Annotated in this window: 18 protein-coding genes; 15 read left to right on the top strand and 3 right to left on the bottom strand. The window is 69.2% G+C overall.

Going from position 1 to position 18,018, the window contains the following annotated elements; translation table 11 throughout:
• The first annotated feature begins 100 nt into the window (after positions 1-100).
• The 9 genes from AAME72_RS18280 (at position 101) to AAME72_RS18240 (ending at position 9,125) form a co-directional block, all read left to right on the top strand.
• Positions 101-865, top strand: coding sequence for a YebC/PmpR family DNA-binding transcriptional regulator (locus AAME72_RS18280; RefSeq protein WP_348787954.1), 765 nt, complete (start codon positions 101-103; stop codon positions 863-865).
• Between the two features lie 9 nt (positions 866-874).
• Positions 875-1,474 carry a crossover junction endodeoxyribonuclease RuvC gene (ruvC, locus tag AAME72_RS18275; RefSeq protein ID WP_348787953.1) on the top strand — a complete coding sequence of 200 codons (600 nt, stop codon included), beginning with the start codon at positions 875-877 and terminating at the stop codon, positions 1,472-1,474.
• Positions 1,471-2,094, top strand: a complete 624-nt coding sequence (ruvA, locus tag AAME72_RS18270; RefSeq protein ID WP_348787952.1) for a Holliday junction branch migration protein RuvA — start codon at positions 1,471-1,473, stop codon at positions 2,092-2,094. Before ruvC ends, ruvA begins: the two co-directional genes overlap by 4 nt.
• The gene (gene ruvB / locus AAME72_RS18265; RefSeq protein ID WP_348787951.1) at positions 2,091-3,128 is read left to right on the top strand and encodes a Holliday junction branch migration DNA helicase RuvB; all 1,038 of its coding nucleotides are present in this window, start codon (positions 2,091-2,093) and stop codon (positions 3,126-3,128) included. Before ruvA ends, ruvB begins: the two co-directional genes overlap by 4 nt.
• A 56-nt stretch (positions 3,129-3,184) precedes the next feature.
• Entirely contained in the window at positions 3,185-3,601 is a 417-nt protein-coding gene (gene yajC, locus AAME72_RS18260) for a preprotein translocase subunit YajC (protein ID WP_348787950.1), read from the top strand.
• A gap of 68 nt (positions 3,602-3,669) precedes the next feature.
• Positions 3,670-5,406, top strand: a complete 1,737-nt coding sequence (gene secD, locus AAME72_RS18255; protein WP_348787949.1) for a protein translocase subunit SecD — start codon at positions 3,670-3,672, stop codon at positions 5,404-5,406.
• Positions 5,406-6,422 (top strand): protein translocase subunit SecF, encoded by a 1,017-nt coding sequence (secF, locus tag AAME72_RS18250; protein WP_348787948.1) that lies wholly within the window; start codon positions 5,406-5,408, stop codon positions 6,420-6,422. Before secD ends, secF begins: the two co-directional genes overlap by 1 nt.
• Before the next feature lie 57 nt (positions 6,423-6,479).
• Entirely contained in the window at positions 6,480-6,803 is a 324-nt protein-coding gene (locus AAME72_RS18245) for a rhodanese-like domain-containing protein (protein WP_348787947.1), read from the top strand.
• 72 nt (positions 6,804-6,875) lie between these two features.
• The gene (locus AAME72_RS18240; protein ID WP_348787946.1) at positions 6,876-9,125 is read left to right on the top strand and encodes a bifunctional (p)ppGpp synthetase/guanosine-3',5'-bis(diphosphate) 3'-pyrophosphohydrolase; all 2,250 of its coding nucleotides are present in this window, start codon (positions 6,876-6,878) and stop codon (positions 9,123-9,125) included.
• Between the two features lie 8 nt (positions 9,126-9,133).
• Here the strand turns inward: AAME72_RS18240 and AAME72_RS18235 are convergent, their stop codons facing one another.
• The 3 genes from AAME72_RS18235 to AAME72_RS18225 all read right to left on the bottom strand — a co-directional run bounded on the left by AAME72_RS18235 (position 9,134) and on the right by AAME72_RS18225 (position 11,844).
• Positions 9,134-9,694, bottom strand: a complete 561-nt coding sequence (locus AAME72_RS18235; protein ID WP_348787945.1) for a hypothetical protein — start codon at positions 9,692-9,694, stop codon at positions 9,134-9,136.
• 90 nt (positions 9,695-9,784) lie between these two features.
• On the bottom strand, positions 9,785-11,014 hold the full coding sequence (locus AAME72_RS18230) for a DUF349 domain-containing protein (protein WP_348787944.1): 1,230 nt from the start codon (positions 11,012-11,014) through the stop codon (positions 9,785-9,787).
• Between the two features lie 56 nt (positions 11,015-11,070).
• A complete protein-coding gene (locus AAME72_RS18225) occupies positions 11,071-11,844 on the bottom strand; it encodes a peptidylprolyl isomerase (RefSeq protein ID WP_348787943.1) in 774 nt (257 codons plus the stop codon).
• 123 nt (positions 11,845-11,967) lie between these two features.
• Between AAME72_RS18225 and AAME72_RS18220 the strand changes: the two genes are divergently transcribed.
• From AAME72_RS18220 to ruvX, 6 genes are all read left to right on the top strand, one after another.
• The gene (locus AAME72_RS18220) at positions 11,968-13,308 is read left to right on the top strand and encodes a replication-associated recombination protein A (protein ID WP_348787942.1); all 1,341 of its coding nucleotides are present in this window, start codon (positions 11,968-11,970) and stop codon (positions 13,306-13,308) included.
• 186 nt (positions 13,309-13,494) lie between these two features.
• Positions 13,495-14,118 (top strand): 30S ribosomal protein S4, encoded by a 624-nt coding sequence (gene rpsD, locus AAME72_RS18215; protein WP_314145922.1) that lies wholly within the window; start codon positions 13,495-13,497, stop codon positions 14,116-14,118.
• 122 nt (positions 14,119-14,240) lie between these two features.
• The gene (locus tag AAME72_RS18210; protein ID WP_348787941.1) at positions 14,241-14,618 is read left to right on the top strand and encodes a DUF948 domain-containing protein; all 378 of its coding nucleotides are present in this window, start codon (positions 14,241-14,243) and stop codon (positions 14,616-14,618) included.
• 52 nt (positions 14,619-14,670) lie between these two features.
• Positions 14,671-14,862 (top strand): hypothetical protein, encoded by a 192-nt coding sequence (locus AAME72_RS18205; RefSeq protein ID WP_348787940.1) that lies wholly within the window; start codon positions 14,671-14,673, stop codon positions 14,860-14,862.
• A gap of 42 nt (positions 14,863-14,904) precedes the next feature.
• Positions 14,905-17,562 (top strand): alanine--tRNA ligase, encoded by a 2,658-nt coding sequence (gene alaS / locus AAME72_RS18200; RefSeq protein ID WP_348787939.1) that lies wholly within the window; start codon positions 14,905-14,907, stop codon positions 17,560-17,562.
• A gap of 3 nt (positions 17,563-17,565) precedes the next feature.
• The gene (ruvX, locus tag AAME72_RS18195) at positions 17,566-18,018 is read left to right on the top strand and encodes a Holliday junction resolvase RuvX (RefSeq protein WP_348787938.1); all 453 of its coding nucleotides are present in this window, start codon (positions 17,566-17,568) and stop codon (positions 18,016-18,018) included.

The raw sequence follows: 18,018 nt of genomic DNA, 5'->3' as shown, positions 1-18,018 counted from the left end.
GCCGTGTCGTCGCCCCCGCGCCGGGGTCGCCCGCTGCCGGGCCGACGGGTGCCGAGGCATTACTATGGACAGGTTCAAGACGTAACTCGAGGGAGCACCAGTGTCCGGGCATTCCAAGTGGGCCACGACCAAGCACAAGAAGGCGGTGATCGACGCCCGCCGCGCGAAGTCGTTCGCCAAGCTCATCAAGAACATCGAGGTGGCCGCGAAGATCGGTGGCGCCGACCTGTCGGGCAACCCGACCCTGGTCGATGCCGTTCAGAAGGCGAAGAAGACTTCTGTCCCGAACGACAACATCGACCGCGCCATCAAGCGTGGAGCCGGCCTCACCGGTGAGTCCATCGACTACACGACGATCATGTACGAGGGCTACGGCCCGGGCGGCGTCGCCCTGCTGATCGAGTGCCTCACCGAGAACAAGAACCGCGCCGCCGCCGAGGTCCGCACCGCGATGACCCGCAACGGCGGCACCATGGCCGACCCCGGCAGCGTCGCGTACAACTTCCACCGCAAGGGCGTCATCGTGGTCCCGCACGCCGACGGCGTCGACGAGGACACCGTCCTCGCCGCCGTGCTCGACGCGGGCGCCGAGGACGTGACCGACCGTGGTGAGAGCTTCGAGGTCGTCACCGAGGCGACCGACCTCGTCGCCGCCCGCACGGCGCTCCAGGACGCCGGGATCGACTACGACTCGGCCGACGCGGAGTTCGTCGCGACGGTGAACGTCGAGGCGGACGCCGAGGTCGCTCGCAAGGTGTTCCGGCTGATCGACGCGCTCGAGGACTCGGATGACGTCCAGAACGTGTACACGAACCTCGACCTGAGCGCCGAGGTGCAGGCTCAGCTCGCGGACGACGACGACTAGAAGGTCGCGATGACGGTCCGGGTGCTCGGTATCGACCCGGGTCTCACGCGCTGCGGCGTCGGGATCGTCGACGTGCGCTCCGACCGCCGCGCGGCGTTGGTCGCGGTCACGGTGATCCGCACCCCGCCGGACATGCCGCTCGAGCAGCGGCTGCTGACGGTGGGGACCGGCATCGACGAGCTGATCGACGCCCACGGCCCCGCGGTCGTGGCGATCGAGCGCGTGTTCGCCCAGCACAACCTCCGGACCGTGATGGGCACCGCGCAGGTCAGTGGCGTCGCGCTGCACGCGGCCGCCCGGCGCGGCCTGCCCGTGGCGCTGCACACGCCGAGCGAGGTGAAGGCGGCCATCACCGGCTACGGCTCGGCGGACAAGAAGCAGGTGCAGGCGATGGTCGCGCGCATCCTGGGCCTCGCCGAAGCGCCGAAACCCGCGGACGCGGCGGATGCGCTGGCGATCGCGATCTGCCACGCGTGGCGCGGCGGCCCCGTCGCCGCGCCGGCGCAGGCCGGTTCTGCGGACACCTCGCTCACGCCGGCGCAGGCGGCGTGGCGCGCCGCGGAACGCTCCAGCCGGACGTCGGCGGCGACACGTAGGCTTGCCAGGTGATCTCCTCCCTCCGCGGCACCGTCCTCTCCGCGAGCGGCGGCACCGCCGTGATCGAGGTGGGCGGCGTCGGCTTCGCCGTGCAGCTCACCCCCGATCACGTGCTGTCCCTCCGCGTCGGCGACGAAGCGTTCGTGCACACCTCCCTCATCGTCCGCGAGGACGCCCTGCAGCTCTTCGGCTTCGCCGACCTCGAGCAGCTGCAGGTCTTCGAGCTCCTGAACGGCGTGTCCGGCGTCGGCCCGAAGTCCGCCATCGGCGTGCTGTCTGTGCTCAGCCCCGACCAGATCGCCTCGGCGGTCGCCGCCGACGACGACGCGCCGTTCCGCAAGGTCTCCGGCATCGGGCCGAAGACCGCGAAGCTGATCGTGGTCTCGCTGACCGGCAAACTGGTCGCCGCGCGCACCGCACCCGCCCGTGCGACGAAGGCGAGCGGCCGTGGATCGTCGGTGACCGACAGCGTGCTCGTCGCGCTCGTCGGCCTCGGCTGGCCCGAGAAGATCGCCGCGGAGGCCGTCGCCGAGGTCGTCGCGGACACCGATGAGACGGCCCGGGACAGCGTCCAGGCGCTGCTGCGGCTGACGCTCGCCCACCTCGGTCCGGCTAAGCAGGGTGCGCGATGAGCGAGGACCTCACCGCCCCCGAGCTGGAGTCGGAGTCCGAGCTCGCGTTCGAGGGAGCGCTGCGACCGCGGACTCTCGCCGAGTTCGTCGGCCAGGCCAAGGTCCGTGGGCAGCTTCAGCTGCTCCTGACCGCGGCGAAGATGCAGGACCGCACGGCGGACCACATCCTGCTCGCCGGCCCTCCCGGCCTCGGCAAGACCACCCTCGCCATGATCGTCGCGCAGGAGAGCGGCCGTCCGCTCCGGCTCTCCAGCGGCCCCGCCATCCAGCACGCCGGCGACCTCGCCGCCCTGCTCTCCTCCTTGACGCCGGGGGAGGTGCTCTTCATCGACGAGATCCACCGGATGGCCCGTTCTGCCGAGGAGATGCTCTACCTCGCCATGGAGGACTTCCGCATCGACATCATGGTCGGCAAGGGCGCGGGCGCCACCTCCATCCCTCTCGATCTCGCACCCTTCACCCTCGTCGGCGCGACCACCCGCTCCGGCCTGCTCCCGAACCCGCTCCGCGATCGCTTCGGCTTCACCGCGCACCTGGAGTTCTACGACGAGTCCGAGCTCACCCAGGTCCTCGCCCGTGCCGCGACGATGCTCGAGTTCGAGATCGACAAGGCGGCCCTGGCCGAGATCGCCGGCCGCTGCCGCGGCACCCCGCGCATCGCCAACCGCCTGCTGCGGCGGGTGCGCGACTATGCCCTCGTGCACGGCGGCGGCGCCGACATCGCGGCGGTGCGCGCGGCGCTGGAGCTGTACGACGTCGACGCTCTCGGCCTCGACCGGCTCGACCGAGCGGTGCTGCACGCCATCCTCGAACGTTTCGAGGGCGGCCCGGTCGGTCTGAACACCCTGGCCGTGTCCGTCGGCGAGGAGGCGGAGACCATCGAGTCGGTGGTCGAGCCGTTCCTGGTTCGCATCGGTCTGCTGTCCCGGACTCCGCGCGGGCGGGTGGCGACACCGTCGGCGTGGCGGCACTTCGGGCTCTCCGGCCCCCAGCAGGCGGTCTCACAGCAACCATCACTGATGGATGACCTATAATTTCACGAAGCCATTCGGCTTGTTCCCACACTTCACCGGAAGGTTCGGCAGACTTCATGCCCATTGACCCGTTGACCATTGTGATGGTCGTCATCCTGGCGGCCCTCGTGTTCTTCATGTTCCGCAACAGCCGCAAGCGGCAGAGGGAGCAGGCGGAGACCCGCTCGAAGATGCAGCCCGGCGCTGAGGTCATGACGAACTTCGGTCTGTACGGAACTCTCGTCTCCGTCGACGAGGACGACAACACCGCGCTCATCGAGACCGCTCCCGGCCACGTCGTGAAGGTGCACCGCCAGGTGCTCGCCCGCGTCGTCGAGCCGAAGACCCCGGAGGTCGTCGAGGACGACGCCGCCTCCGCGACGGCTGCTGCCCCGCAGCTCAACGAGGACACCGCGATCCACCACGACCAGCCCGAATTCGGCGAGCGACTCGACGACGCGTCGAAGAAGCCCGGCGCCAAGAGCGACGACTGATAGCATCCTCCTCTGTGCTCCGCGCGCCGCTGTGGCGCGTGGACGCTCGTAGAAAGCTGAGTTCCTAGGTGGCAAAGTCGACCCCGGTCAAAAAGGCCTGGCGTTCTCTGACGTGGCTCGGCGTCATCGTGGTTGTCCTTCTGGGCACACTGACGGCCGGGGTCCTCTTCAGTAACGCCACGTGGCTGCCCAAGCTGGCCCTCGACCTCGAGGGCGGCACCCAGATCATCCTGGCGCCGCAGGTGCAGAACGGTCAGTCGATCGAGCAGCAGCAGCTCGACCAGGCCGTGTCGATCATCCGCCAGCGGATCGACGCCTCGGGGGTGTCCGAGGCCCAGATCTCGACCGAGGGCTCGCGCAACATCGTCGTGTCGCTGCCCGGCAAGCCGGACGAGGCGACGCTGAACCGCGTCAAGTCGAGCGCACGCCTCGACTTCCGTCCCGTGCTGGTCTCCGGCAGCCCGAGCAACGAGGTGGTGGGAGCGGACGGCAAGTCGACCCCGGCGCCGACGCCGGCCCCCGGCCTGCAGTCGACGCCGTCCACGAGCCCGACCAACGGAAGCGACCTCGCCTGGGTGACGCCCAAGCTGCAGGCCGAGTTCGAGGCGTTCTCGTGCTCGGAGGCGAAGAACCAGGATCTCTCCTCGGCCCCGACGGACCAGCCGCTCATCACCTGTGACGACCAGAACCAGGCCAAGTACCTGCTCGGGCCGGTCGAGGTGAAGGGTCAGGACATCAAGGACGCCAGCGCGGGTCTTGTGCAGACCTCGCAGGGCGTCACGACCGGCCAGTGGGCGGTCAACATCGTCTTCAACGGCACGGGCACGAAGCTGTTCTCGGACGTGACCACCCGTCTGGTCGCTCTGCAGGGCGCTCAGAACCAGTTCGCCATCGTGCTCGACGGCAAGGTCATCTCGGCACCGACCACGCAGGCGGCGATCACCGACGGCCGCCCGCAGATCACCGGCAACTTCACCGAGTCGAGCGCCAAGGCCCTCGCCGACCAGCTCAAGTTCGGCGCCCTGCCGTTCAGCTTCAAGGTGCAGAGCCAGGACACGATCTCGGCGACGCTCGGTACGTCCCAGCTGCTCAGCGGTCTCATCGCCGGTCTGATCGGTCTGATCCTCGTCGCGATCTACACGTTCTTCCAGTACCGCCTGCTCGGCTTCGTGACGATCGTCTCGCTCGTGGTGGCCGGTGTGCTCACCTGGCTGACGATCTCCCTGCTGTCGTGGCACTACGACTACCGGCTCTCCCTCGCCGGCGTCGCGGGCCTCATCGTCGCGATCGGATTCACGGCGGACTCGTTCATCGTGTACTTCGAACGAATACGAGACGAGTTGCGCGACGGCAGATCCCTGGAAGGCGCGGTCGAGGCGGGCTGGGGTCGCGCGCGGCGCACGATCTACGCGTCGAAGGCGACCAACCTCCTCGCGGCGATCGTCCTCTACGTGCTCGCCGCCGCGAACGTCCGCGGCTTCGCGTTCACGCTGGGCCTGACGACCATCATCGACGTGGTCGTTGTGCTGCTGTTCACTCATCCGACGCTCCAGCTGTTGGCACGCACGCGGTTCTTCTCCAGCGGGCACCCGCTCTCCGGTCTCGACCCGCAGGCGCTCGGCGCCGTGTACCGCGGCGCCGCGCAGTTCCGCAGCCCGTCCTCGTCGACGAGCGTCAGCGCAGGCAAGGCCGCCCGCAGCGGCAAGGAGGCGGCACGCCGCCAGACGATCGCCGAGCGCAAAGCGGCGGAGCTCGCCGCAGCGTCGACGTCCTCGGATCGCTCGACCGAGGGGAAGGACTCCTGATGGCCAGCCGTCTCACCAGGTTCGGCAACGACCTCTACACCGGCGCCCGCTCGTTCGACTTCGTCGGCAAGCGGAAGATCTGGTACACGATCGCGATCATCCTCGTGGTGCTCTCGATCCTCGTGCCGATCGTCAAGGGCGGGTTCAACTTCTCCATCGAGTTCCGCGGCGGTTCGCAGTTCCAGATCACGAACGTCGAGAACACGAACACGACCAAGGCGCAGAACGCGGTGGCGAGCGTCGTGCCCGACGCCGTCTCGCACGTGAGCGTCGTCGGCCGCAATGCCGTGCAGGTGCAGACCGACCAGCTCTCCGAGTCGCAGACCAAGGAGGTCGCGGACGCCCTGGCGAAGACGTACGGTGTCGACGCCAGCGACGTCTCCTCGACGTTCATCGGCCCGTCCTGGGGTGCGGACGTGACCCAGCAGTCGATCCAGGGTCTCGTGGTCTTCCTGCTGCTCGCGTTCATCGCGATGGCGCTGTACTTCCGGACCTGGAAGATGTCGGCGGCGGCGATCATCTCGCTGTTCCACGACCTGATCATCACTGCCGGGATATACGCCCTGGTGGGCTTCGAGGTCTCGCCCGCGACGATGATCGGCTTCCTGACGATCCTCGGCTACTCGCTGTACGACACCGTCGTGGTGTTCGACAAGATCCGAGAGAACACCCGGGAGGAGATGGATCTGACCCGGCGCACGTTCGCCGAGTCGGTGAACCTCGCGGTGAACCAGACGCTCGTGCGTTCGATCAACACAGCGGTGGTCGCCGTCCTGCCGGTCGCTTCCATCCTGTTCATCGGTGCCTACGCACTGGGAGCGGCGACGCTGCGTGACATCTCGCTCGCTCTGCTCATCGGCATCATCGTCGGTACCTACTCGACGATCTTCCTTGCCGCGCCGATGTACTCGCAGTTCCGCGAGGGCGAGGCCGCGATCAGGAAGCACGACCAGAAGGTCCGCTCGATCCGGCCGAAGGCCGCCAAGCCGCCCGTCGCGGCGGTCGGCGCCGAGTAGCCGGCCACGGCGGAATAGCGAGGGCGCGTGGGCGGTTCTTATCTGTCGGAAGACGAGGTGAGCGCCGCCCGTGCGCATGAGCTCGTCGAGTCGGGTTCGGCCTGGCTGCTCGATGTCCGCGAGGGCTACGAGTGGGAGGCCGGGCACGCCCCGGCCGCCCATCACATCCCGCTCTCGGAGATCGAGGCGCGGCAGCACGAGTTGCCAGAAGCGGAGCAGATCCTGGTGATCTGCCACACCGGCGCTCGCTCGCGGATGGTCACCGGCGCCCTGAACCGCGCCGATTACCCCGCGGCGAACGTGGCCGGCGGTATGGACGCCTGGGAGGCGTCCGGCGCCCCGGTCGCGCGTTCCGACGGATCGCCGGGGGCGGTCGTCTGACGGGTCCCGCCGTCCCCTGTGTGCAGGCGGCGGCATCCGGACCGGCGATAATGGACGACAGGAGGCGCGCAGATGGTTGATACTTCGACACCGCAGTCCGCTTCGCTGCGCCGCCTCGTGCCCCGGATCTTCTCTCGCGCTCAGCCGGCCGGCGCGGTCGACACCCTGATCCGTACGGTCCGCATGCACCATCCCAAGGCGGACCTGTCCCTCATCGAGCGCGCGTACGCGGTGGCCGAGCGCGCTCACAACGGCCAGAAGCGCCGCTCCGGCGAACCGTACATCACGCATCCTGTCGCCGTCGCTCAGATCATCGCGGATCTGGGCATCGGGGCGAAGACCATCGCGGCCGCCCTGCTCCACGACACCGTCGAGGACACCGAATACACCCTCGACGAGCTTCGCGACCAGTTCGGCGACGAGATCGCGATGCTGGTAGACGGCGTCACCAAGCTCGACAAGGTGAAGTACGGCGACAGCGCGCAGGCGGAGACCGTGCGCAAGATGATCGTCGCGATGTCGAAGGACATCCGCGTGCTGATCATCAAGCTCGCCGACCGGCTGCACAACGCTCGCACCTGGGGCTTCGTGCCGGCCGCGAACGCCGCCCGCAAGGCGACCGAGACGCTCGAGATCTACGCGCCGCTGGCGCACAGGCTCGGCATCCAGGCCATCAAGTGGGAGCTCGAAGACCTGTCGTTCGCGGTGCTCTACCCGAAGCTGTACGCGGAGATCGAGAGCCTGGTCAAGCAGCGCACACCCGAGCGTGAGCGACTGGTGCAGCAGGTGATCGCCTCGATCAACGAGGACCTCAAGTCCGCGAAGATCCGCGGGAAGGTCGTCGGCCGGCCCAAGCAGTACTACTCCATTTATCAGAAGATGGTCGTGCGCGGTCGCGAGTTCGACGACATCTACGACCTGGTCGGCATCCGCGTCCTCGTGACGACGGTGCGCGACTGCTACGCCGTGCTCGGCCAGATCCACGCCCGGTGGACGCCGATGCCCGGTCGGTTCAAGGACTACATCGCGACGCCGAAGTTCAACCTCTACCAGTCGCTGCACACCACCGTGATCGGGCCTCAGGGCCGCCCCGTCGAGATCCAGATCCGCACCGAGGAGATGCACCAGCGCGCCGAGTTCGGTGTGGCGGCGCACTGGAAGTACAAGGAGCAGACGACCGGGAAGAGCGCCGGGGGACCGTCCAAGGTCGACACCGACCTCGCCTGGCTCGCCCACATCTCCGATTGGCAGGCCGAGACCGCAGACCCGTCCGAGTTCCTGGACTCGCTTCGGTTCGAGATCGGCGCCAAAGAGGTCTACGTCTTCACGCCGAAGGGCCGGGTGATCGGTCTGCCCGCCGGTGCGACACCGGTGGACTTCGCGTACGCGGTGCACACGGAGGTCGGCCACCGCACGATGGGCGCCAAGGTGAACGGTCGCCTTGTGCCGCTGGAGAGCACGCTTGCCACGGGCGACGTCGTGGAGATCTTCACCTCGAAGAACCCGGACTCCGGCCCGAGCCAGGACTGGCTGAACTTCGTCAAGAGCCCCCGCGCTCGGAACAAGATCCGCCAGTGGTTCACCAAGGAGCGCCGCGACGAGGCGATCGAGCAGGGCAAGGATGCGATCGCCCGGGCGATGCGCAAGCAGAACCTGCCGCTGCAGAAGCTGATGACGCAGGATGCGCTCGTCGAGGTCGCCTCCTCGCTCAAGCATCCCGACGTCTCGTCGTTGTACGCGGCGGTCGGGGAAGGCCACATCTCCACCCAGTCCGTCATCGAGAAGATCGTCGCCTCGCTGCAGAGCGAGGTCGAGTCGGATGGCGAGCTGGACATCCCGGTCAAGGGCCGTGGCAAGCAGCTGCGGAACAGCGACTCGGGCGTGCTCGTGCGCGGGGCCCCGGACATCCTGGTGAAGCTCGCGAAGTGCTGCACCCCGGTTCCCGGTGACCCGATCGTCGGGTTCGTGACCCGTGGGCAGGGCGTCTCGGTGCACCAGGCCAGCTGTCACAACGTGCAGTCCCTGCTGCAGGAACCCGACCGGATGATCGACGTCGAGTGGGCGCCGAGTTCCAAGAGCGTGTTCCTGGTGCAGATCCAGGTCGAGGCCCTCGACCGCTCGGGGCTGCTCTCTGACGTGACGCGGGTGCTGTCGGAGCACCACGTGAACATCCTTTCCGCGACGGTCACCACCTCGAGCGACCGGCTGGCGCTCAGCCGGTTCGTGTTCGAGATGGGGGACACCACCCACCTCGACCGCGTGCTGAACGCGGTCCGTCGCATCGACGGCGTCTACGACGTCTACCGCGTCAGCGGCGGCTGACCGGGCGGTCACGGCAGGACCGCCCGCTCGACCTGCGCCACCCGTCCGAGTGCGCGCTTCACGCCGTTGCGCCGTGAGGAGGCCAGCCGCTCGGTCAGCGCCGTGACGCTCGCGCCTGCGATGGCGAGCAGGTGGGCAGCCTCCTGTGCGTCACGCCGACCGAACCGCGGCAGCGTGAGAAGCAGATCGGCGGCGGTACGCAGCGGTGAGGTCACGCGCACACCGGCGAGCGAGACGGCATCGCCGAGGGCGACATCGTGCTGGTGCGCATCCACACCGTCGGGCAGGCGGCCACGGCGCTTCGGGTCGATGCAGACCTGCGCCTGTGGAGGCGGCTCCGCCCGGACGCCGTGAATCCACGCCGCCGTCCCGCGATCGGCGATCGCCGGCCCGGCGCCGAGCTCGGCGAACGCGCGGGCGCGCAGACCGGGGGAGTCCGCCACGTCGAGCGGGGCGAAGGCGTCCCCGACGCGGAACGCCTGACCGTCGAGCACGAGCGCGAAGAGCTCGGCGATGGGCATGACGCTCCTGTCGAGGAGCGCGGGAGTTGCGGGATTCGCTTTCGTCATGCCCTCAGCCTCCCCGGCGCGAACGTGCTGAGGGGATGGCTGAGGGAATCGGTGGAAAGGTCCCGGGACGAACCGGGCTGTGGAGAAGGGCTACTTCAGCGCGTCGAGCCAGATCTTGCGGGCATCGAGCGCCTCCTGGGCCGCCTTCACCTTCGCGGCATCACCAGTGGCCTGGGCCTCGGCGAGCTCCTGCTCCAGTTTGGCGATCGCCGCGTTGAGCTGGCTGGCCAGCCCCTCCGAGCGCGCCTTCTTCTCGGGGTCGTTCTTCTCCCAGTGCTCCTCGTCGAGACGGCGGACGGCCGCCTCGACCTTGCGCAGCCGGTCCTCGATGGGGCGCACCTGCTCGCGGGGCACGCGTCCGATCGCGTCCCAGCGCTCCTGGATGGAGAGCAGGGCGGCGCGTGCGGTCTCGCGGTTCTTCTCGTGCAGGAGCGGCTCCGCCTCCTCGAGGAGCGCCAGCTTCAGCTGGAGGTTCGCCTCGTACTCGACGTTGTCGCGCGCGTCGACCTCGGCCTTCGCCGAGTAGATCGCGTCACCGGCTGCCTTGAACCGCGCCCAGAGGGCGTCGTCGTTCTTCTTGCCCGCGCGTCCCGCCAGCTTCCACTGGTCGAGCAGCCGCCGGTACTCCGGCACGCCGTCGGCCCCGAGCGGCACCAGACGCTCCGCCTGCTCGATGAGCGCGTTCTTGCGGGAGCGCACGTCGCGGTGCTGGCTGTCGAGCTCGGCGAAGAACGCCTTGCGGTTGTGCTCGATGGTCGACCGGGCGGCGCGGAACCGCTTCCAGAGCTCGTTCGCCTCGTTCTTGGGCAGGCGCGGCCCGTCGTGCTGGTGCGCCTGCCAGCGCGCGAACAGCGCATCAAGCGACGCGGTCGTCTGCTTCCACTGCGTCCGCTCGGGGTCCTGTGCCGCGAGCGCCTCCGCCTCCTCGACGATGGCGGTGCGCTCGAGGATCGCGTTCTCGACGGCGGCCTTGGCCTCGGCGCTCTGCTGCTCGGTCAGCTCCTCGACGGTGCCGCCGAGGGCGTCGAGACGGGTGAGCAGGGAGGCGAGGTCGCCGACCGCGTTCGCGCCCTCGACGGCGCTGCGGAGGTTGGCGACGGACTTCGCCACGTCGTTCGCCGGGGCGCCGCGCCGCGCGCGCTGCTCGAGCAGGCCGACCTGGCCGGCGAGATCCGTGTACTTGCGCTCGAAGTAGGCGATCGCCTCCTCCGCGGTACCGTCCGGGTACTCGCCGACGACGCGTTCGCCGTCGCCCTCGCGGACGTACACGGTGCCGGTCTCGTCGACGCGACCCCAGGGGTGCTGTTCAGAAGTAGCCAAGAGCCTCACCTTGCTTGCGGTGCCGGGATTGGGAAAAGCCTATTGCACGCGCCGCGTCACTGCAGCGTGAAGGTGTCGATCTTCGTCGACACGGCGGGTGCGCCGTCTCCGGCCCCGCCCTTCACGCCCTTGTCGGCGACCTGGCTCACCAGCGTGTCCAGTCCGCTCGTGACCTTCCCGATGACCGTGTAGCCGCCCGCGTCGTCCCGGCCGAGCTTCGTGTCCTTGTAGACGATGAAGAACTGGCTGCCCTGGCTCTTCGCGTTGTTGCCCTGGCGCGCCATCGCGATCGTGCCGGCGGGGTAGGTGTCGTCGCTCGGCGCGTTCTCGATGGGCCCGTACTCGTAGCCGGGCCCGCCGCCGCCCGTGCCTTCCGGGTCGCCGCACTGCAGCACGTAGATGCCGCTGGTCGTGAGGCGGTGGCAGCTCAGCCCGTCGTAGAACTTCTTCTGCGTCAGGTAGACGGTGCTGGAGACGGCCTGGGGCGCCTTCGCACCGTCCAGCGACACCCCGAGCGGGATGCCGTTGATCGTCATGGTGCCGGTCCAGGTGCGGTCCTCGGCGAGGGACTTCGAGGGCAGCGACAGCGCGGCGGACGACGCGGAGGGCGACGGCGACGCGGATGCGCTCGCGGGACCGGGCTTCGCGAAGTACAGCAGCTGCGTCCCGACGGCGAGCCCGACGATCACGATGACGGCGATGCCGGCGACCCAGTTGTCGCGCTTGCGCCGCTTCGTCTTCTCCTCGTGGACCGTCTGCCTGGCCTGGTACGCCCGGAGGCGCTCGCGGGCCTGTCGCGCGTCGCGGTCGTTCTGCTTGCTGGGTGCCACGTGTGTCCTCCGGGGGCGCCGTCGAGCGGGAATCTGCTGGATCGAACCCTATCCGGCGCTCCTATGGACTCCAAACCGCTCGGGCGGGGAAGCGGCGTCGGTGGTTGCGACTAGCCTTATCGGGTGGTCGATGTGCAGCCTGGGCTCCGGACGGGGGCGACGCCTCTCGCCGTGCGCATGCGGCCGAAGTCCCTCGACGAGGTCGCCGGCCAGCGGCACCTGCTGCGGCCCGGCTCGCCGCTCGTCGCGCTCGCATCCGACAAGGAGGGGCAGTCGGGCTCCGTCTCGGTCATCCTCTGGGGCCCTCCCGGCACCGGGAAGACCACGCTGGCGCAGGCGATCGCACACTCGTCCGGGCGGCGGTTCGTCGAGCTCTCCGCGGTGACGGCCGGCGTCAAGGACGTGCGGCTGGTCATGGAGGAGGCGCTCTCGACGCGCGACCTGTACGGCGTCTCCACCGTGCTCTTCCTCGACGAGATCCACCGCTTCACCAAGGCCCAGCAGGATGCCCTGCTCCCCGGTGTCGAGAACGGCTGGGTCATCCTGGTCGCCGCGACGACCGAGAACCCGTCGTTCTCCGTCATCTCGCCGCTGCTCTCGCGCTCGCTCCTGCTCACCCTCGAGACGCTGAGCGACGACGACCTGGGCGTCGTGATCGACCGCGCTGTCACAGACGAGCGCGGGCTCGCCGGACAATACACGCTGGACGACGAGGCGCGCGCCGCGCTCATCCGGCTGGCCTCCGGCGACGCCCGGCGCGCGCTCACCGCGCTGGAGGCGGCGTCGGTGACCGCCGCATCCTCCACTCCGGCGACGTCGAAGAAGAAGCCGGTGATCACCGCCGAGCTCGTGGCGCAGGCCGTGGACAGGGCGCTGCTGCGCTACGACCGCAACGGCGACGAGCACTACGACGTGATCAGCGCCTTCATCAAGTCGGTGCGCGGCTCGGACGTGGACGCGGCGCTGCATTACCTCGCCCGCATGATCGAGGCGGGGGAGGACCCGCGCTTCATCGCGCGGCGCATCATCGTCTCGGCCTCCGAGGACATCGGCATGGCCGACCCGCAGGCACTGGTGGTCGCGATCGCCGCGGCGGACGCGGTGCAGTACATCGGGATGCCCGAGGGGCGCATCCCGCTCGCCCAGGCGGTCGTCCACCTTGCAACGGCGCCGAAGTCGAACGCCGCGTACATGGCGCTGGATGCGGCGATCGCCGACGTGCGCGCCGGCAAGATCGGGCGAGTGCCCAAGCACCTGCGGGATGCGCACTACCCGGGCGCGAAGCGACTCGGCCACGGCAAGGGCTACAAGTATCCGCACGACGACGCGCTCGGTGTGCTGCGGCAGCAGTATCTGCCCGACGAGCTGAAGGGCACGAGCTACTACGCCCCGACGGAGCACGGCAACGAACGCGACGTCTCCGCGCGGCTGGCCAAGCTCCGCCGCATCGTCCGCGGGGAGTGACGAAAGCGGCGCGCGTGTTCTGCTAGAATCGATGCGCCTAGAAGCGTGTTCAGGGTGCGGCTGCCAGGGACACGGTTTCGACGGAATGGCCCTTTAGCCGGGCGTCCACGGCGACAATCCCTCTCTCTGCGGGCTTCAGCGTGCCCGCATCCATCGAACCTATAGAGAGAAAACCGAAAGGAAACCGTGTCTTCACGTTCCCGCAGCAAGACCCGTGAGTCTCGCGCACTGGGCATCGCCCTCACCCCGAAGGCCGCCCGCTACATGGAGAAGCGCCCGTACGCCCCGGGTGAGCACGGCCGCACGAAGCGCAAGGCCGACTCCGACTACGCCGTTCGTCTGCGCGAGAAGCAGCGTCTGCGCGCCCAGTACGGCATCCTCGAGAAGCAGCTCCGCATCGCGTTCGAGGAGGCCCGCCGCACCCAGGGTCTGACCGGTGAGAACCTGGTCGAGCTCCTCGAGATGCGTCTGGACGCCCTCGTGCTCCGCGCCGGCTTCGCCCGCACCATCTCGCAGGCCCGCCAGTTCGTCGTTCACCGTCACATCCTCGTCGACGGCAAGATCGTCGACCGCCCGTCGTTCCGCGTGAAGCCGGGTCAGACCATCGGCGTCAAGGCCCGCTCCGAGGGCACCGAGCCCTTCCAGGTCGCGGCCGCCGGCGGTCACGTCGACGTTCTGCCGAAGACCCCGGGCTACCTCGAGGTCGAGCTCGACAAGCTGCAGGCGGTGCTCGTGCGTCGCCCGAAGCGCGCCGAGGTCCCCGTCACCTGTGACGTCCAGCTCGTCGTCGAGTACTACGCGGCCCGCTAAGGATCGCGAGACTCCCTGGAACGGGGTCGTGGCTTCGCGCCACGGCCCCGTTCTCCTTTTCCCCGACGCGGCATTCCCGTACGCTGGGAATGTATGCCCGTCACGGAATGGAGGGGGCCGACATGTCCGCAGGAGACATCGCGGGACTGATCGCGGCGGTGGTCTTCGCCGTGCTGGTTGGCTTCATCGCCGTTCCGCTGCTGAAGCTCGGGCGCGTCCTCGACTCCACGAGGGATGCGATCAAGGAGGCCAGCGACGGCATCACGCCGATCCTGGATGAGACGGCGACGACGCTGCAGGAGACGAACAAGCAGCTCGCGCGCGTCGACGTGATCACCAAGAACGTCGCCGACGTCACCGGCAACGTCTCCGCCCTGGTCGCCCTGTTCGCCGCGACCGTGGGCGGCCCGCTCATCAAGCTCGCGGGGTTCAGCGCGGCCGCGCGGGCCGCGTTCCGGGCGGCGGGCGGCTCCCGGCGTCGCCGCGGCGGAGCGGACTAGACTTGCGCGAGTGCGCCTCGCGCGCACGCATCCAGGGAGGGAAGATCCAGCAATGAAGAGTTTCCTGTGGCTGCTCGCCGGCGTCGCACTCGGCTTCGCCGTCGCCCACAAGGTCAACGAGACCCCCAAGGGCCGCGAGTTCTTCAGCACGCTCGACAAGAAGGCGCGCGACTTCGGCGAGGCCGTCTCCGACGGCTACCGGCAGCGCGAGGCCGAGATCCGCTCGGCCATCGACGGCGACTGACCGTCTCTCATCCCCACGCACGCTTCGATACGACCGGAACCCATGCAGACTGCTGAAATCCACCGCCGCTGGCTCGACTTCTTCGCCAAGCGCGGTCACACCGTCGTCCCCTCCGCCTCCCTGGTCAGCGACGACCCGTCGCTGCTCTTCACGGTGGCCGGGATGGTGCCCTTCGTTCCGTACCTGACCGGTGTCGTCCCCGCGCCGTTCCCGCGCGCGACGAGCGTGCAGAAGTGCATCCGCACCCTCGACATCGAGGAGGTCGGCAAGACCCCTCGGCACGGCACGTTCTTCCAGATGTGCGGCAACTTCTCGTTCGGCGACTACTTCAAGGAGCAGGCGATCACCTTCGCCTGGGATCTGCTGACCACATCCGAGGAGGAGGGCGGCCTCGGCTTCTCGCCGGACGACCTGTGGGTCACCGTCTACGAGGAGGACGACGAGGCGCGGGAGATCTGGCAGCGCGTCTCCACCCTCCCTCCCGAGCGCATCCAGGACCTCGGCAAGGACACCAACTACTGGTCGACCGGCCAGCCCGGCCCCGCCGGCCCGTGCTCGGAGATCTTCTTCGACCGCGGTCCCGCGTACGGCATCGACGGCGGTCCCGCGACCGACGACGACCGCTATGTGGAGATCTGGAACCTGGTCTTCATGCAGTACCTGCGCGGCGAGGGCACGGGCAAGAAGGACTTCGAGATCCTCGGCGACCTGCCGAAGAAGAACATCGACACCGGCATGGGCCTCGAGCGCGTCGCGTTCATCAAGCAGGGCGTCGACAACATGTACGAGATCGACCAGGTGCGTCCGGTGCTGGACCGCGCCGCGGAGCTCGCGAACAAGCCGTACGGCAACGAGGCGCACGAGGACGACGTGCGACTGCGCGTCGTGGCGGACCACGTCCGCAGCGCGCTGATGCTGATGACCGACGGCGTCACGCCGTCCAACGAGGGCCGCGGCTACGTGCTGCGCCGGCTGCTGCGCCGCACCGTGCGCGCGATGCGGCTGCTCGGCGTCGAGGGTGCGACGTTCCCGGAGCTGTTCCCGGTGTCCCGTGACGCCATGAAGGCCGCATACCCGGAGATCGAGACAGAGTTCGCGCGCACCTCCCAGCTGGCCTACGCCGAGGAGGAGACCTTCCTGCGCACGCTCGCGGCCGGCACCAGCATCCTGGACACCGCGGTCGCGAACACGCGCAAGTCGGGTAAGGACCAGCTCGCGGGCGACACCGCGTTCCTGCTGCACGACACCTACGGCTTCCCGATCGATCTCACGCTGGAGATGGCGGAGGAGGCGGGCCTCAGCGTCGACCGCGGCGCGTTCGACAGCCTCATGGCCGACCAGCGCGCCCGCGCCAAGGCGGACGCGAAGGCGAAGAAGACCGCGCTCGCCGACCTCTCCGTCTACAGCGCGTTCCGCGCGCAGGGTGAGACCGTGTTCACTGGGTACACGGACCTGGAGACGGAGTCGAGCGTTCTCGGGCTGATCGTCGACGGTCAGTCTGTCTCGAAGGCGACCGAGGGCCAGGTCGCCGAGATCATCCTCGGTGCGACGGCGCTCTACGCCGAGTCGGGCGGTCAGGACGCGGACGCCGGCACCATCATCGGCCCGGGCTACGAGCTCGACGTGCTCGACGTCCAGAAGCCGGTGAAGGGCCTGATCAGCCACAAGGTGCTCGTCCGCAGCGGCGAGGTGGGCGTCGGCGCGCCGGCGACCAGCCTGGTCGACGCACAGTACCGTCGCGGCGCCAGGCAGGCGCACTCCGGCACGCACATCGTCCACGCCGCGCTCCGCCAGGTGCTCGGCCCCAACGCGCACCAGTCCGGCTCGTACAACAAGGCCGGCTACCTGCGCCTCGACTTCTCCTGGAACCAGGCCCTGTCGCCGGAGACGCGCAGCGAGATCGAGGAGATCTCGAACAACGCGATCCGGGACAACCTGGAGGTGACCACCCGCGAGCTGCCGCTGGCGGAGGCGAAGGCCCTCGGCGCGATGGCGCTGTTCGGCGAGAAGTACGGCGACGTCGTGCGCGTCGTCGACATCGGCGGCCCCTGGTCGCGCGAGCTCTGCGCGGGCACGCACGTGTCCAGCAGCGCCGAGATCGGGATGATCAACCTGGTCAGCGAGTCGTCCGTCGGCTCCACCAACCGTCGAGTGGAGTCGCTCGTCGGGCTGGAGGCGTTCCAGGACCTCGCGGTCGAGCGCACGATCGTCTCGCAGCTCTCCAGCTCGCTGAAGACGCCGCGCGAGCAACTGCCGGAGAAGATCGCCGACCTGATGGCGAGCCTGAAGGCGGCCGAGAAGCGCATCCAGGCGTTCGAGGCGCGCGCCGTGCTCGACAAGGTTCCGGGGCTGCTGGAGTCCGCGACCCGTCGCGGCGCGGTGACCGTGGTCGCGGAGGACGCGGGCACCCTGAACTCGGCCGACGACCTGCGCCTGCTCGTCACGACCGTGCGCGAGCGCCTCGGGTCCGACCCGGCGACGGTCGCCCTCGCGGCGCGCGCCGCGGGCAAGCCCGTCGTCATCGTGGCCACGAACCAGGCCGCGCGCGACGCCGGCGTGAACGCGGGCGCGCTCGCCAAGACCGCCGCGGGCATCCTCGGCGGGGGCGGCGGCGGCAAGGCGGACCTCGCACAGGGCGGCGGAACGGACGCGGACGCGATCCCGGCCGCGCTCGGCGCGGTGTCGTCGGCGATCGGGTAGCGCGTGCGGACGGGAGTTCGGCTCGGCATCGACGTCGGCAAGGTCAGGATCGGCGTCAGCCGGTCCGACCTCCACGGGATGCTGGCGACCCCTCTCGAGACCGTCGCACGCTCCGAGGATGCTGCGGATCGCCGCAGGATCGCCGAGATCGTGAGCGAACTCGGAGTTTTCGAGATTATCGTCGGGCTTCCGTTGGCCCTTTCGGGCGCGCACACCGCATCCACCGCCGACGCCGTGGCCTTCGCCGAAGCGCTCGGCGGGGAGGTGGAGGCTCCGATACGCCTTGTGGACGAGCGGCTGAGCACGGTCTCGGCCCATTCCGCGCTCCGGGCGTCCGGCAGAAACTCGAAAACTGCGCGTCCGGTGGTGGATCAGGTGGCGGCCACGATAATTTTGCAGCACGCCCTCGACGCGGAGCGCGCCTCTGGCCGTCCGCCGGGCGAACCCGTCGAATAA

Origin of the sequence: Leifsonia sp. NPDC080035 (genome assembly GCF_040050925.1) — a bacterium.
In the GTDB taxonomy this organism is placed as follows: domain Bacteria; phylum Actinomycetota; class Actinomycetes; order Actinomycetales; family Microbacteriaceae; genus Leifsonia.
Note: the sequence above shows the minus strand (reverse complement) of the source record. Positions and strands in the feature narration are given on the sequence as shown.

Bases quoted from the DNA above. Each gene is read 5' to 3' on its own strand.
- alaS (WP_348787939.1), top strand. From the start codon at position 14,905: ATGCAGACTGCTGAAATCCACCGCCGCTGGCTCGACTTCTTCGCCAAG.
- AAME72_RS18240 (WP_348787946.1), top strand. From the start codon at position 6,876: ATGGTTGATACTTCGACACCGCAGTCCGCTTCGCTGCGCCGCCTCGTG.
- AAME72_RS18210 (WP_348787941.1), top strand. From the start codon at position 14,241: ATGTCCGCAGGAGACATCGCGGGACTGATCGCGGCGGTGGTCTTCGCC.
- AAME72_RS18205 (WP_348787940.1), top strand. From the start codon at position 14,671: ATGAAGAGTTTCCTGTGGCTGCTCGCCGGCGTCGCACTCGGCTTCGCC.
- AAME72_RS18235 (WP_348787945.1), bottom strand. From the start codon at position 9,694: ATGACGAAAGCGAATCCCGCAACTCCCGCGCTCCTCGACAGGAGCGTC.
- secF (WP_348787948.1), top strand. From the start codon at position 5,406: ATGGCCAGCCGTCTCACCAGGTTCGGCAACGACCTCTACACCGGCGCC.
- ruvC (WP_348787953.1), top strand. From the start codon at position 875: ATGACGGTCCGGGTGCTCGGTATCGACCCGGGTCTCACGCGCTGCGGC.
- yajC (WP_348787950.1), top strand. From the start codon at position 3,185: ATGCCCATTGACCCGTTGACCATTGTGATGGTCGTCATCCTGGCGGCC.
- ruvB (WP_348787951.1), top strand. From the start codon at position 2,091: ATGAGCGAGGACCTCACCGCCCCCGAGCTGGAGTCGGAGTCCGAGCTC.